The following is a 15,378-nucleotide window of genomic DNA, read 5'->3' as shown; positions in this document are numbered from 1 at the left end:
TCCGCAGGCAGGCCTAACGCGGAACATATTGTTCATTGGAATGCTGGGCAGATTTTCCTCTATTTTGGGAGATGACGTGGCCGTAAAATACAATGGAATTAATTGTTTAGGTTCATATTGTCCGGTCGAGACATCAGACAAAAACAATCTCATGCGGATAAAATGACATTATTTCAAAACCTTGATTTTTAAGGAATTCAATAAATATGTCAAAAGTAGCAAAACACGTAATTATCAATGATAATAAAGAAAGAAAAGCGGCGCAGCCAAAAATCCTTAACCGCAGAATAGTATGTGAAAACTCCGAGATCAGGAGTCCCAATAAGGGACGACGCGGAGTTTCGAATACGGTTTTTCGACCTAGTTGTCGAAAAAATTCCTTGGTTAAGGCGCCTTTTCCTTTGGTTCGTTTTCTTTGGGCGATCAAAGAAAATGAACATATAAAAGTCAATTCGAGATCTGAGAAATTTTATTTTTCAAGCGAGTACTGTTATTTTTTCAAAATGCTGATTTTGAGATGTTTAATAAAGACATCAAAGGTAACGACCAGAGGGAGAAAAAACCGAAGCTCGAGCAAAGGTTCACGAATTCCCGTAAAAAAAATGTTATGAGCTAAATCTCGCAAGTGGCTCTGACCAAATATGTGTGACTTCTCAATCGCCCGAAAAAGGGCTCATGTCGAAGTGACTGCCGTGTCCGGCCGAGCGCGGTCGAGACCTCAAATAAAAAACATAACTTCCTAAAACCTCTCGACTGCGCTCGAGGTGACATAAACACAACAATCTGATCATAAACCAATTAATCCCCTCTACCCCCATAGGCATATACATCCGAAAGTGTTTCCATAAAAGCAATGATATCCTCAATTTCCTGCTGGGACAGATTCAAGGGCGCATCTGGCAAAGTTTGGTTTTCCACCTCCAAGCCCATGCCTGCACCTCCGCCTAGGTTGTAGAACGCAAGAACATCTTCAAGCGTAGCAAATAAACCATTGTGCATATAAGGTGCTGTCAATGCTATATTTCTTACCGTAACCGTTTTGAACGAATTTTTAAGAAAAGGATGATTGTCCATTTTTAGACCATTACCCATTCGCCCCATATCCGTATCCAATTTTGGGGCGATGGAATCAAAACCTTGAGTAATGCCCAACACCTCCGATTCCGATTCCAGATAAAAAGGAGGAATGGTGCCATTGAAGACCGGTGCAAAATGACAACTTCCGCAGGCCGCTTTCCCCATAAACAAATTAAATCCGCGTTTGGCATTCTCGGGATACTCCTTGGTTTCGTTTCGCACATATTTATCGAACGGACTATTGAAGGATTTTAATGAGTTTACATAGGCCGCAATGGCATTACTTATGGACCGCTGATTGATATCTTCTTTGGCAATACCGCCATAAGCCTCTTTAAACAACTTATTGTAAAGGGCATTTTTATTCAGTTTAGCAATAATCGCATTAAAATCGGTATTGAACTCCAAATCGTTATCTATAACATGTACCACTTGTTTTTCAAGATCAAAGGCGCGCATGTCCCAAAAATAGCGTGTGGAATAGCCTGCATCCATCAAAGTGGGGGCATTCCTAGTGGTAAAAACCCCTTTTTGATTGGATACACTCTTGGGCAAGCCATCGGAAAAACCTTTGTTGGGGTTATGACAGCTTATACAGGCCATGACATTGTCCCTGGAAAGCTGTGGATCCTGGAACAACAATTCACCCAAGGCTATGGTCTTGGGGTTATCCAAAGGCAGATAAACCAGTTCCGAATAAAAATCCGTGTTGAGAAAATCGATATCGAATAAATTCTTGGCCTTATAGTTTTGGGCATGCTTTTTATAAGGTTCCAGCGCAATCCTGTTTGCATTTTGAAATTCCAATAAGGTCGCATACAAGGGGTTGACCACTTCCTTTAAAAATGCCAACCTATCAAAATCATTAAAATGGGTATTGGCATTCAATATTCTCTTGCCTTTGGTAAAGTATTTTTTAATGGCTTCGAATTGGGACTTGGCTTCTGGGGAAAGACCTGCTTCAAAATATAGAAATGTAATTTCCATACTTTGCCAGCTCACAACACTTTCCTTCAATCCATTAACCGAACCTGGAGTATCGTATCCTGTTAGTCCCAAAGTAAAGATCCTTACGATGCCGGAGCGAATACACTCAATAATTTGGCTCGACTTTAAATGAACCGGTAAATGTATTTTCGATATAAAATCTACCCGCTCTTTAAGTCCGTTAGCCAATACTTTTATGTGCTGCAAATTTTCAATTGAAGCTGAGTCATAAACCGCTTCATCCAATGCCTGTAATCCCCCAGGTGGAATAACTTTTTCGGCTTCAAAATACTCGCTTACCTTGGGCAAAGGGGCACCATTGATATAGGTGCCATTGTAGAATGTTTGATAATAATCAAAAATAAACTCGATCTCCTTATATACCAACCTGGTTTTTTCAACCTGACTTTTCAGCGCCTCCCATTCCTTAACAGAAGTTGCTTTATTGGCAAGGGCTGCCAAGGCATTGACTTCATTTTGAAACTTGTAAAAATTGGCCGCATATAGAGCTGCTACCTTTTCCGGAACAGTATCCTTTTGAAATGGAATGGCCATTTGCGCCCCGGACAACATCAACAGGCAAATAAAAAAAGATCCCAATAAAATGCTTGTCTTCTTCATTTTCAACAACCGCTTTTTATCATTTTATGGCCTTTTTATTACCGCTAGCCTTACTTTCCTACTTTGGGTAAATCCATTCCATTGGTGACTATTAAATGGTCATTTTAAATATAACCCTTTTGGCCAAACTATTCTATGGTAATCGACTCGGTATACCCTTTATTTTTTGTAATGACTTCAATAATATAAAGGCCTTTTGGCAGCTTGCCGACATTGATGGATTCCTTTCTACTTTTCTTCACCAATTCCCCAATGTTGTTATAGATATTAACTTTCTTTAGCCTATCATTTTTATCCACTTTAAGCTTCACCTCACCCTTGTTAGCATCATAAATCAGCCCTCCACTAATAAGTCCGGATGCAGTGCTATCCGCCTTTAGTGCTATACCTGATTTGTTGATGGTAAAATAATCCTCAATATCATCATTTTCCCTAATAAACTTTACGGTCAGGTTCTGTCCTCCCCTACCGTCATCTTCCACCTCCATAACACAGGATCCCAATTGGTTCAGGGACACGGACATGGCTTGGTGGTTTAGGTCGCCCCCAGATATTTTACCGGCAGACCCCGTAGTTATATAAACGGCCCCCTCTGCAGCTGCACTGGTTTTTTGGTAGGCACCATTGCTATCCACTTTACCGTCCCCATGTCCATTTTCTCCAACGGTATGGCCCCCCTCGGAAATTTCATCCGGGTTAAACGTATGGGCAAATCCATAATGTCCGTTCAAGAAAAACGAGCGTTCATAAGAATGGCTATGTCCGTTTAGAATAAGGTCCACTCCGTTAGCCTCCATCATGGGCATAAAGTTTTGTCGCATTTCAATAAGTCGATCTTCGGTATCGGAGTCATGGGACCCCTTAGTATATATTGGATGATGAAACAAGGTCACTATCCAATCCTGTTTTGTGTTTTGAATATCGGCCTTTGTCCAGTTGTACATGGCACCCCCGACTGCGCGACTGGTATGATGGGAATCCAGTATTATAAAGTGGATATTGGCATAATCAAAAGAATAGTAGGCCTCTGTTCCCGAGGCAGTACCTCCGGCCTGTGCATTGGTAGGGAAGGTAAATATATCATAATAGGGACCGGATTGTGTAGCCGAATCGGCCGATTTACCATCATGGTTTCCCAAGCAGGACCATGCCACGGATTTTTTCAACATATCGTCATAAATATCGAACAGGGCATTTTGATATTGCTCATCCGTACCACTGCCATAGGCGTTATCCCCTAAGAACAACATCATATCGGTCTTACCTTTATTTTGGGGGGCATCTTCCACATAATCGTAATAGGCATCCCGTACCTCCCTCTGGTTGTTATTGGCCGTACCTGCATCACCCAAAATCCATGCGCGTACAAATTGTTTGGTGCCCGCGGTAGGGGGTGTAATTATATACATCTCACCAGAATCACTTTTGGAAAGCACTTCTGATTTATTACCTACATTGAAATAATATTTGGTATCCGGGAACAAACCGGATAAGGCAACTTCGTGTTCGGTAGTCAAAGCCGAGTTGCTTGCCTTCTTGGATAACGATTTTAAGGTTTTGCCGTAATGTACCACGGATTGGGTTGGGATATCCGTTCTCCATTTTACCACAACAGAGGTTGGGGTACCGCTCTGTAAATAAGGGCCCCTTACTACCGTTACCGAAGCGGAATGCTGTGGAAGGCCAACAGGATTGGTTACTGCAACAGCACTTACATTGGGAAGATCTACATTGTAGGTTTGGGCAATTGAGACCACCGAACATAGGGCAGCAAGCAAAAAGGTACTTTTTTTGATCATGATTTTTGGTTGTTAATGGAACTTTCCAAGCTTTTTATTTGTTCTTTTAATTCTATTACGGGGCTCATATTTTTAAACTTTGCATTCAATTGCTCAATGGCAACCGAAGCCAGTTTTAAGGATATAAAGGCCTCATGTGGTCTATTTATTTCCGTTAAATACTTCGCTTTTTTATAATACCAGAACTCGTTTCTGTTGTATTCCAGGATAAAATAATTGTATTGTTCCAAGACCTTTTCGGTTTGACCGGAATCTTTTAAATAGTCCAATTTTTTAAGTTGAAGCGATATGGTGTGCGGGCCAAGTTGGTCCAGGCCATATTCCACAGCCTCCAAAGCCCCCTTATAATTTTTGTTGTTTTCGGCAAGTATGATGTTGCAGTACTCCAATACATCCTCGGGCCGAATGTCCTTCATATTATGAATAACATAACGGTACCCCTCCAAGGATTTTTTATGGGATTGCAGCTGGAACAGTATTTGGGCCTGCAGTTTTTTTGCGCTTAGGTCCTTGCTGTCCAATTCCAAATACCATTCTATACTTTGTAGGGCCTCGGTGTACGCTGCGGTTAAAAAGTGCACCTCGGCAATTTGATAATGTAACGCTTTGTTGGTATTTCCCAAGAATTGGGATTTAAGGTAATCTTCCAGGGCATAGTCGAATTCCATATGCTGTTGATACAACAAGCCTCTTTGGTAGTACAGTTCAAAATTGTTTGGATCCTCGGATATTTCGATCGTTTTTTCTGCTATCCGTATGGTTAAGTCCCCATGGGCTAACATTGGCATGGACAATAATAAAAACAACAATATGAGTAGCGTTCTTTTAAACATGAAATGTAGATACCCTTTCTTATTAAAAATCATTGCCAATGCTTAACATATTTTCCTTTTACCAAAACTTCCTCCATAAAGTAAAATTTAAAAGAGCGACACCGCCATTGAGGTATAATTTCAACCTATGTATGCCCAACTTTGGTTAAATTGCTCATTTTAAGATGGAATTTTGTCATTTTTAAGGGCTCCAAGGCCCCGTCATCAAACGTATTGAAACAATATTAGATGTGTTTTTCTGCCAAGTTAATTTTTTGTTAAAAGAGAAACGAAGATCATAGGACTGGCATTCCAAAAGGACTGGTTTTTAAAAATCACGCTATTTCCATTTATCATAAAATTTAGAAAGATGTAAAGACTTTCTCTTAAATTTATATTGGCAAATTGCATTCCCCCCTGTCATTTAAACTCTTGTCCAACAACATATAAATAAAATGCAAAACATCCCCATAAGGCAACTTCCAGAAAGCAATCAAGAGCCAACTTTGGTGGGCAGTTTCAGTATTAGAAGTCTCGAAGCCATCCTGGACGGAAAGGAGTTGGTGGAGGAGCTACACCGACATGATTTTTTTTTAATGCTCATCCTCATAAAAGCTTAGGGCTACATGAAATTGATTTCGTACCCTATGAAGTTAACCATAATTCCATTTTTTTATTGAGGCCTGGGCAGGTCCACAAACTAACCCTTAAACATGGAAGTACTGGTTATTTGGTACAATTTAAAACGGAATATTTCCTTTCCCACAATGATTCCTCCAAACAGTTACTACGTAAGGTGGGTAACCAAAACTACTATCCATTAAATGCCGACATATTTAAAAAGTTGGTCCCCATATTGTCATCAATTTTATTGGAATATAATGGGAAGCAAGCAGAATATCACGAGGTCATAAGAGCCAATTTAAGTATTTTATTCATTGAACTTTTAAGGCTGCAGGAAGATACCAATCCAGACCATAACCATACCCCCTATCAGCAAGAGAAACTTGAGAAATTTTTGGAACTGTTGGAAGGGAATATTACCCAATACAAGCAAGTTTCCCAATATGCGGACTTATTGCACCTCAGTGTGTATCAGCTCAATGCCATAACCAAGGCATTGTTAAACAAAAATGCCTCACAACTCATAAACGAATATAGTATTCTGGAAGCCAAAAGAAATTTATTGGCCACCGTGAACCAGGTGAGCCAGATAGCCTATCATTTGGGCTATGAGGATGTCTCCTATTTTATCCGATTTTTTAAAAAACACACGGGCTATACTCCCGATGCTTACAGACATAATTTTAATTAAGTACCATCCAAGTTCAGTTTTGTCCTATAATGGATTCCGCAGTTGAAATTACTTTTACATCAGAAAATAATTCAATGTGAAATTAACGACATAAACATGAAAACAAAAGTAAAACTCTTGGCTTCCTTAAAAATATGGATTGCCATTTATCCCTCCATCACAGCCTTTATTTTTCTTTTTGGCAACCAACTGGCCACCCTTCCCCTCTACCTTAGAACCTTGGTACTTACCATTGTATTGGTGCCATGGATCGTATTTGTAGGCGTGCCTTTTATAGATACCTTGATGAAGAAAATGCAAAGAAAGAATGAGTAAATCACCATGTTTAAAACAAGAAACCATGAAAAAGGAAGAACATTTTGATACAATCATCATTGGAGGAAGCTATTCCGGTCTTGCAGCAGGGATGGCTTTGGGAAGGGCCTTGAAACGGGTCCTGATCATTGATAGCAATACCCCCTGTAACCGGCAAACCCCCTATTCCCACAACTTCATTACTAATGATGGCAAAACCCCCGCCGAGATGGCTTCTGTGGCCAAACAGCAGGTACAGGCTTACCCTACGGTTCATTTTTTTAACGGACTTGCAGTACAGGGCTCCGGCACCAACAATGCCTTTAAAATTACAGTAGCCCCTGGTGAAACCTTTAGCGGGGATAAATTGATTTTCGCCACGGGCATTAAGGATATCATGCCCAATATGGACGGATTTTCGGATTGTTGGGGCATCTCCGTGTTGCATTGCCCCTATTGCCATGGCTATGAGGTATAAAATGAAGTAACCGGTATTTTGGGCAATGGGGATTATGCCTTTGAATTTGGAAAACTAATCTACAATTGGACCAAACAGTTAACCATCTATACCAATGGCAGATCCACCTTGACCAGGGAACAAACTGCCCAACTTGAAGCGCATAACATTAAGATAGTTGAAACTGAAATTACACGTTTGGAACACCACAATGGGCTGCTGAAGAACATCATCTTTAAAAATGGTTCCAAAGTTGCCGTTACCGCCATGTATACCAAAACATCCTTTGAACAACATTGCACCATTCCAGAGGCAATGGGTTGCGAGTTGAACGAGGAAGGCTACCTAAAAACCGACGCCTATTTACAAACCAATGTTAAAGGAATATATGCCTGCGGCGATAATGTGTCGCGCTTGCGCACCGTAGCAAACGCCGTGGCCATGGGTACGGCGGCAGGTATGATGGTGAACAAGGAGCTGGTTTTTGAAAGATTTGAATGATATGACTGAATTAGTCCGGTGCTGGAAGCTACATTTACCAAATGCGTAGTGTGAGGCATTGAAATAGTTTTTCAATTTACTCGTATTAGCTATTATATGCTTAGTGTAATGTTAATTTCATTTCTTCATTTTCCTTAACCATTCTTCATAATAAGGGCGATCATTATTAGCTGGAACTTCATACCACTAGTAGTCCAATATCATTACATATCTCAATAAATTCCACTTTGTCCTTTATTTTAATGTTGAGAATTGTTTCCAAATCACTCCTAAAAAAGAACTGGGAATTATTTGCATTGGGGTTATAAATGTATTTTCTATTGTGTCGCCAAAGAGGTGCTTCTGCAATCAATAAATATTTTACTTTGTGAATGTTTTTGAAATTTTCAATCCAGATTTTATTTATTTCAACAAATGCACTTTCCAAATAATTATTGTCTTTTATAAATTCATAAGACAGTCCTAAACTGTCATAAAAAGATTCAATTACTTGTTTATTTTCCTTATACGCTAATTCCATGTTATCCGGAAATTACCATAAAACAGTTTGGCATTTTATTATTCCAATAAAATTTTCGCTGGTGTAAAGAGGGGGAGTACTACAACCAAGAGTATGTTATAAGTCTTCTAAGTTAGCAAATATTAGGTTTTCTATTTGCTTAATCGATAAAGTACATTAATAAACGTTGTGTGGTATTTCCTGGTTGGTCGGGAATTTACCTTCACTTTAAAAGATTAGGAGTGCCCTTAAGTAAAATGACACACTTTAGCGAACAGAAAATAAAAAAACACCACACTTCAACCATTAATGCCTTTGACAATTAATGATTTGGGCACTTGTTATAACCAGCGTTGTACCTCTGATTATCTAGAAAAACATACTATTTATTATCAATTTTCAAAATAGTACCTGCAATATAACGGGTTCCATTATCTTGATTGAAATAGTAGATGACCAAAACTTTATCATCATGGAGTTGGGTTGCCCAGGTATAACCAATATCACTACTGCCACCATCAGTACGAAGTACGATTTCAGGAGCTGTTGCAAAATCTGTACATTCCGCATTTAGAATTCGGGCGCGAATACCGTATGGTTCATGGCGGTAGCCGTAGGTAAGTAAAACTCTATTATCTTTTAATCGCAAAGCATTTAAAGGATGTCCCTGGAAACCCATTGACTCCCATTTAAAAGTTTTACCGCCATCTGTTGAACGGGAAATAACAGCTTGGTCTTCAAAATGAGCTGTTCTTAAAAAACCCACAAGATCGCCTTTAGGCGTTTCAATTATTGATGCCTCGTTAAATGAAATTTTGCTATCAACAGCTACCGGGGAAACATAATCCCAGGTCAACCCCTTATCCTTTGATGTGATAAGATGATTGGAAGTCTTGGTAGGGGTATCATGCGCAGCTACTATCCATAAAATCCTCCCATCATTTGCCTCGTATAAGGCCCCTCTATTATATGCCGCCACTGGATTGCCCAATGCATCATTTAAAACTTCTGGTGCTATATGTGGAGGATATATGGCATCACCCCAAGTTTTTCCACCATCATGGGAACGAACCAGATAGCCTCCTAAAAAAACGGCATTTCCAGAGTTAATAAAACTCGGCTCCTTTAAGTTAGATAAGCCATCAGGCCTAACAAAAGCCCAGCCATAACTGGCACAAAGAAGAGTTCCGTCCTTCAGTTGTAATAAACAGGGGTCTTGGGAACCCCCAAAAGGATGTGCATAAATCAATTTAGGGGTCTTTGTCCATGTTTCTCCGTTATCGCTTGATTGCACCGATACCAAATAACTGTTGGGATCAACGTGATTTGTTTTACTCTCTTCGAATATTTTACGATCTGGTGCCCTGCGAAATGCCACTAATATCTCACCATCTGGTCGTGTTATTACGGATGGAAATGTAGAGAAAAACATAGAATCTTTATAAATTACGATATCCTTTATTTTACGAACACCCGGAGTACTATCTCCCATAAATTGCGGGCTTTCATTTATGGCAAAGAGAGCGCTTTCGGGTTTTACTTCTGGACTCGATTTGGTTGAATTCCTATCTGAACATTGCAAGGCAACCATAAGAAGCAAACCTAATAAGCTGAATGTTTTTACTTTACGTTTCATCATAATTATATTTCCACTTTATTTAACTTGAATTATTTTATACTTGTTAATTTTTCTGAACAAGAGTTATGTCAACCCTTCCCTTCTTCCCCACTTTACCCGATCTAAAAAATCAATATCAGTATTTTATACTATTTTCTTGATGTGCGCCTTCCTTGACCTGAGCAAAAAACCAATCCAGCAATGCCGGGGTATCAAAAGCCAGATGCCAGCTCCCGTGGCCAACCCCGGGAAACTCATTATATTTTGGATTTCCGCCCGCCTTATTAAGTGCGGCAACCATTCTTCGTGAAAAGTCAACAGGAACGGTTTTATCATTGTCACCATGAAAAACCCATAGGGGAACATCAGCAATATTTTTTGCAAGATCAGGATTACCGCCCCCACAGATGGGTATGGCTGCGGCAAACATTTGAGGGTGGCTTAGGATGTAATGCCAGGTTCCAAATCCACCCATGGACTGACCGGTAATATAGCGTCTAGTAGTATCTATATTAAATTCTTCTTCCAAGGCCGATATGGTTTCAAGAACTAAAGCTTCCACATTGGGTTGATTATACCTTCCCCGTGCAATGAGGCTTTCCGTTTCAATCTTTCCCAGAGACCTCCCCCAATCAGCGCCAGGTGGACATTGGGGCACAAAAATAAAAGCAGGATATTTTTTTCTATTTTCTAAAGTGGACAATACTTGAGCTGCCCTGGAACCTGCAATTTGCTGGATATTATCCGTACCCCTGCCAGCTCCTCCTGACAGACATACTACCAAGGGGTACTGTTTATTGGGATCGTAATCCAAAGGCATAAGCAAGCGATAGTGCAGGGTATCTTTTTGCATACTCACATAGGTTCTCCCGCTGAACAATTCAGCAATTTTCGTCTCCTTGGTCTGGGAGACCGATTTGGTTACACCAAAACCGAATATGCCAATTGCAATGACCAATATTTTTAGAACCTTCCTCATTTCCCTTTTTATTGCTTCTTTCCCGCACATAATTGATCCCAACTTCCTTGTCAATTATTTTCGGCCAGTTTTTCTGTCTCATAAAGTAAATTTCCCTTTTCATCATAATGTTGAAAGATGGCCACTGGAATACTATCCTTTCTTTGCACTGTAACCGACAAAAACCCACCACTTGCGGACTCTTTATCCCCTTGAATATAGAATTGTTTAATCAAACTATCGGGATCGGTCGATTCGGGATCTCCTGCCAAGCGCCCAGCGCGCGAATTGTTATCTACCAAGGAACCTGTTGAGAATTCCTCAAACCCGCTCGGGTGCATGGCGTGGTATTGCCAATGCCTGTCGCCGCAGATGATATAAAGATTTTTATCGAGGAAACCATTATCAGCCAACCACTGGAAAATTGCTTCTCCCTCATTCCTAAAACCATCATGATTTACATGATTATCTGTTTTGTACGCATCATCTGGGCCCACCATTGGCGTTGGTGAAATTATGAGCTTAAAACTGGCATCGCTCTCCATTAATGTCTCCTTAAGCCAATCTAATTGCTCAGGTCCCAACAGCGTTTTCTCGGGTCCGTCTTTCATTTCATTGGGACTTCTATAGTCCCTCCCTTCCAAAAACCAAAGCTGAAGATCTTGGCTCATGCGATGGGTACGATAGGTTTTGGCATTTATATCCTCTAGATCCACCACAGGTAATTGCTCCTTAAAATTCTTGATCCCCAATTCATGGGATATAGGAAACTCCTGATAGGGATCGGCATCGTTGAATCTATAATCATGATCATCCTTTTCCCAGTAGGTTCCCAGCTTGCTAAAAAGTTCCCGAAACCTTGGTTGGGCAAATTGTTCATGGTATTTCCTGCGCATCCCTGCTTCATCCACCACTCCCATGCCCTCATACCCTCCAGGGTGGGGATTCTTCCCAGCTTTAACAGCTCTATCGAAGTTAGTCTTGTGTGGATGGTCAAAGTAAACGTTATCACCTGTTCCAATGAAATAATCCGGGTTCAGGTTTTGGATAGCCTGCAATGCCGGATACCCTTGAAGCTTGTCTTCTCCGGAATAGGCCGTTCCTTCCTTATATTTTCCGAAATGGAAAAAATAGTGGTTCATACCCGTTACCACAACCATTGATAATTTTGCACTGCTATTTGGTCCGGGCAAAGTTTTAAAAGTTGCTATTTCACTTTCAAAAAGCGTATTCTTGTCCTTTCCAAATTGGAGACGATAGAAGTATTTATTTCCTGGCTCCAGACCTTCAATTTTCTTTTTAATAATAAAGTCGTTCTCTGATGTAGCCTCTGCAAAGTCAGAATACAAGGGATTGTCAAAAGTAGCATCCTTATCAATTTCAAATCTGGCGACACCTTCTTTACCGGGTAAATCCCCGTTTATCAAGCTGTCGGAAACCGTTAATCTGGATTGTAGGATGACGGATGTTGAAGAGGCTTCACCAGCCATAATTCCTTGTCCAAGATAGATGTCCTGAACCACGGGTTGGCAGGAGGTAATTAGGGTGGCGATCAGAAGGGTTCTTATAATTGTTTTTATCATACTGTGGTCAATGTTTGCTTGGTTTAGTTTATGGTTTGTGTCCTATTAGGCATGCAATATACCTTCTTAGCGGTAGTTTTTATGTATTCTTTTTACCCAATCCCAAATAATGTTTTCTAGTCTCAGGGTTAAACTTCTCTAGGGCATATCTTAAGGTAACCCTAGCTAGGGTTGGAGCATATACATCCAGAAAGCCTTTCAGTTTATTTTCATCTTTTTTACCTGCTTCCCTGATCCAGCTACCCACTGCTTTTTGTACAAATTCGTCCCGATCATTGGCAAGAATTTCGGCAATTTTAAAGGTGTCATCCAATTCATTCTTTCTTATAAAATAGTAAGTACTTACAATGGCTGTCCTTCTTTCCATTGGGTTTGGGGATTTTGCCAAATCGTATAACGGCGTTCTGTCCTTATCAAACAAATACCCACCCACTACATATGGTGCGGCCCTATCTACCAACCCCCAATCGTCTATATATTTATGATTTTCTATATAGGCCAGGAAAACATCCCGCCTCTCCCCTACTGAGGTTTTCTTATTGCGTGCTTTCCAGTCCAAGATGGATACTGCACCGAGTCGGTGATCGTAATTTTCATCCCTTAGTAATTTAACCACCTCAGCAACTGGCATGTACTGAAAATCTTTCGCTAAATAAAACACCTCCCTTTTAGGAATACCTCTCGAATATTGCTGGCCAATGTCTTTTAAAGTTTCAATGAATTTTTTTGCCGTCATTATCCTATGGTTTCATTGTTCCGTTTTGCTTTCGGATTCAGTTGTTCTCTATTTTTGACTGCCACCAAGGTTCTGGCAGTAGGTAGACAGGCGATCAAGCTCCTAATTTAACAAATAAAACCCAAACCTGCCTGCCGGAATGCCCGTGGAAAATTTATCCAGTCACGCTTTTTTGTATGGGAGGAATTTGATATAGAAGCTTGCTCTAGCTAATAATTTAATAGGGTATGGTAGCACGTTTTATTTCGATTTTTCGGAATTAAAATTGTTTACAAACTGACTAGTAAACATTTGTTGTCCGTACAGTCGTAATACCTCAATTTTACCGGGAAATTTCTTGACCGATAGATTTTGTATCCTTTTTCCCAATAAACCCTCATTAAACCTGCTATAACCAAAAATTTCCTGACCGCCGCCATCACATATACTTCCATCTATAAGCATATAACATATCTTGGCCTGGGCGTCGAATAAAATGGCGACATGTTGATTTTCTCCTTTTTTAAGACGGTTTATGTCCGACGTTAATTTCATAGCTTCCCCTTCGTTGGTGATAATAAACTCGAGTGTTCCACTGTCTGTTAAACGCAATTCCATATTTTTCATTTCGGAATCTTTTCCCTCCAAAATGGTGGCCTCTTTAAAGGCATCAACTTCAATCCAAAGGTCCAATGCGAAACCCTCATTATTAATTTTTAACGGGGAAGCAAGCTTTAAGTTTTTGTTGCCCGAAGGGTTTTCAAAACTCCCGATAAGCCTTTTGGACGCAATTTTAGGCTCATCGAACTGACTCCATAACCTTTCAAAGAATTCGGCAGGCACTTCATGAATGGTTGCAGTAGTTTTCTGGGTCGTGGAGACCCAATATTTACCATCCACATCAACAAGGTCCGGATAGCTAAATCGCCCGGTTTCATATGATTGGTCGGGGCCATAAATCAATATTTCCGGTTGCGACCAATAAATTTTCCCGTTTTTTTCGATTCCTCCGGCCACCCATGCCGGATTTCGGTGTTTAGAACCGGTTTCCCCGTTGTTATGATACCACAGCAGATACTTTCCGTTTTTACATTTCCATATCCTTGGGCATGCCCTGGGATTGCGCAGGGGCATTCCATTGGCATAGCTCATCAGCTCAGGCTCTGACCAAGTTTTGCCCTTATCAAAACTATACGCATGCGCTGGCTGCCCCAGGGTAGTACGGTATACACAGTACAGGCCATTATCAATATTCATGGGCTGAATATTAAATTCTTCCTGAACCGATCCCAAATAAGGACTTTTGATGCCAATATCCCCTTCCGGCAGCAATTGCCAGTTTATTTTAGATACATCTTCTTCTGTCAGAATATTATCGGAATGATAGACCCAGCCCTCACCCTCCTCAAGAAAATACTTCCCTAGTTTTGTAAAGGAAAACCACACATCATTACCTTTGGAGACCGGTTCTCCGATCCCCCAAAACATTTGAACTTCTCCAGCGAAATCGTTTTCCCTGTCACTTGCCGTTTTGCGCATATTAAGTCGGTATCTTTTGGACCATGTTTTTCCTTTATCATCCGAATAACGATAACAATACCATCCGTGTGTATCTGCACGCATTTCCGCACCATCCGGTAAATTTCGAACGGAGTCTCCATTAAAAGTGTAGAAGGCGTAAACCCTATCGAATTTAGTAACCAAAGGCATAGCCCATGACGCTTCCACCCCAGCAGATGCAGCTTCAATCTCTACAGGAATAGACCATGTTTTTCCTTGATCGGAAGAGTAGGTAGAGACGATATATTGGATATCACTTCCCTCTTGCCCTGGAGAAGTGGTAAAGGTAGAAACCCAGGTACCGTCCTTTGTGGTTACGATATAAGGTTGATCGCAGTATCCGTGTTCATATATTTTTTCTCCATTGGAAATCATTCGCCAGTCCTTTGATTGTCCTAACGATAAAAATGAAATGCAGAATGTTATTAGAATCGCAAATAATTTCATTTAAAAATAGTTTTTATGTATGAATTTACACCCCGGTACCTTTATCTCCATTTGACCAGTACGTTGCTGAATACATTTGAGTGTCTTATAATTACTATTACGCTAATAAAATTATTGCTGGCATAAAAAAGGCGG

At 40.4% G+C, this 15,378-nt stretch carries 12 protein-coding genes and 1 pseudogene; 4 read left to right on the top strand and 9 right to left on the bottom strand.

Annotated features, from left to right (window positions below; genetic code table 11):
- Positions 1-798: 798 nt before the first annotated feature.
- From H4O18_RS07230 to H4O18_RS07220, 3 genes are all read right to left on the bottom strand, one after another.
- A complete protein-coding gene (locus H4O18_RS07230) occupies positions 799-2,685 on the bottom strand; it encodes a cytochrome-c peroxidase (protein WP_187582909.1) in 1,887 nt (628 codons plus the stop codon).
- Between the two features lie 128 nt (positions 2,686-2,813).
- A complete protein-coding gene (locus H4O18_RS07225; RefSeq protein ID WP_187582906.1) occupies positions 2,814-4,484 on the bottom strand; it encodes a metallophosphoesterase in 1,671 nt (556 codons plus the stop codon).
- Entirely contained in the window at positions 4,481-5,350 is an 870-nt protein-coding gene (locus H4O18_RS07220; protein ID WP_187582904.1) for a tetratricopeptide repeat protein, read from the bottom strand. The genes H4O18_RS07225 and H4O18_RS07220 overlap by 4 nt, the downstream gene beginning before the upstream one ends.
- Before the next feature lie 401 nt (positions 5,351-5,751).
- Between H4O18_RS07220 and H4O18_RS21940 the strand changes: the two genes are divergently transcribed.
- The 4 genes and pseudogenes from H4O18_RS21940 (at position 5,752) to H4O18_RS07205 (ending at position 7,863) form a co-directional block, all read left to right on the top strand.
- Positions 5,752-5,916: a hypothetical protein gene (locus H4O18_RS21940; RefSeq protein WP_222942363.1), complete on the top strand. Its 165-nt coding sequence runs from the start codon at positions 5,752-5,754 to the stop codon at positions 5,914-5,916.
- 110 nt (positions 5,917-6,026) lie between these two features.
- Positions 6,027-6,611 (top strand): helix-turn-helix domain-containing protein, encoded by a 585-nt coding sequence (locus tag H4O18_RS07215; RefSeq protein WP_222942362.1) that lies wholly within the window; start codon positions 6,027-6,029, stop codon positions 6,609-6,611.
- Positions 6,612-6,707: 96 nt separating this feature from the next.
- Positions 6,708-6,926: a putative antibiotic biosynthesis monooxygenase gene (locus H4O18_RS07210; protein ID WP_187582903.1), complete on the top strand. Its 219-nt coding sequence runs from the start codon at positions 6,708-6,710 to the stop codon at positions 6,924-6,926.
- Positions 6,919-7,863 (top strand): annotated as a pseudogene (locus H4O18_RS07205) (NAD(P)/FAD-dependent oxidoreductase). Before H4O18_RS07210 ends, H4O18_RS07205 begins: the two are co-directional and overlap by 8 nt.
- A gap of 178 nt (positions 7,864-8,041) precedes the next feature.
- On the opposite strand, the gene H4O18_RS07200 reads toward H4O18_RS07205, so the two are convergent.
- The 6 genes from H4O18_RS07200 to H4O18_RS07175 all read right to left on the bottom strand — a co-directional run bounded on the left by H4O18_RS07200 (position 8,042) and on the right by H4O18_RS07175 (position 15,243).
- Positions 8,042-8,383 (bottom strand): hypothetical protein, encoded by a 342-nt coding sequence (locus H4O18_RS07200; protein WP_187582901.1) that lies wholly within the window; start codon positions 8,381-8,383, stop codon positions 8,042-8,044.
- A gap of 361 nt (positions 8,384-8,744) precedes the next feature.
- On the bottom strand, positions 8,745-10,001 hold the full coding sequence (locus H4O18_RS07195) for a sialidase family protein (RefSeq protein ID WP_222942361.1): 1,257 nt from the start codon (positions 9,999-10,001) through the stop codon (positions 8,745-8,747).
- A gap of 115 nt (positions 10,002-10,116) precedes the next feature.
- Positions 10,117-10,959: a carboxylesterase family protein gene (locus H4O18_RS07190; protein ID WP_187582899.1), complete on the bottom strand. Its 843-nt coding sequence runs from the start codon at positions 10,957-10,959 to the stop codon at positions 10,117-10,119.
- Positions 10,960-11,009: 50 nt separating this feature from the next.
- On the bottom strand, positions 11,010-12,521 hold the full coding sequence (locus H4O18_RS07185; protein ID WP_187582897.1) for an alkaline phosphatase D family protein: 1,512 nt from the start codon (positions 12,519-12,521) through the stop codon (positions 11,010-11,012).
- 79 nt (positions 12,522-12,600) lie between these two features.
- Positions 12,601-13,257: a DNA alkylation repair protein gene (locus tag H4O18_RS07180; RefSeq protein ID WP_187582895.1), complete on the bottom strand. Its 657-nt coding sequence runs from the start codon at positions 13,255-13,257 to the stop codon at positions 12,601-12,603.
- Positions 13,258-13,497: 240 nt separating this feature from the next.
- The gene (locus H4O18_RS07175) at positions 13,498-15,243 is read right to left on the bottom strand and encodes a sialidase family protein (RefSeq protein WP_187582893.1); all 1,746 of its coding nucleotides are present in this window, start codon (positions 15,241-15,243) and stop codon (positions 13,498-13,500) included.
- Between the last annotated feature and the right edge of the window lie 135 nt (positions 15,244-15,378).

It is taken from the genome of Arenibacter arenosicollis (genome assembly GCF_014397245.1).
GTDB classification, from domain to species: Bacteria; Bacteroidota; Bacteroidia; order Flavobacteriales; family Flavobacteriaceae; genus Arenibacter; species Arenibacter arenosicollis.
Note: the sequence above shows the minus strand (reverse complement) of the source record. Positions and strands in the feature narration are given on the sequence as shown.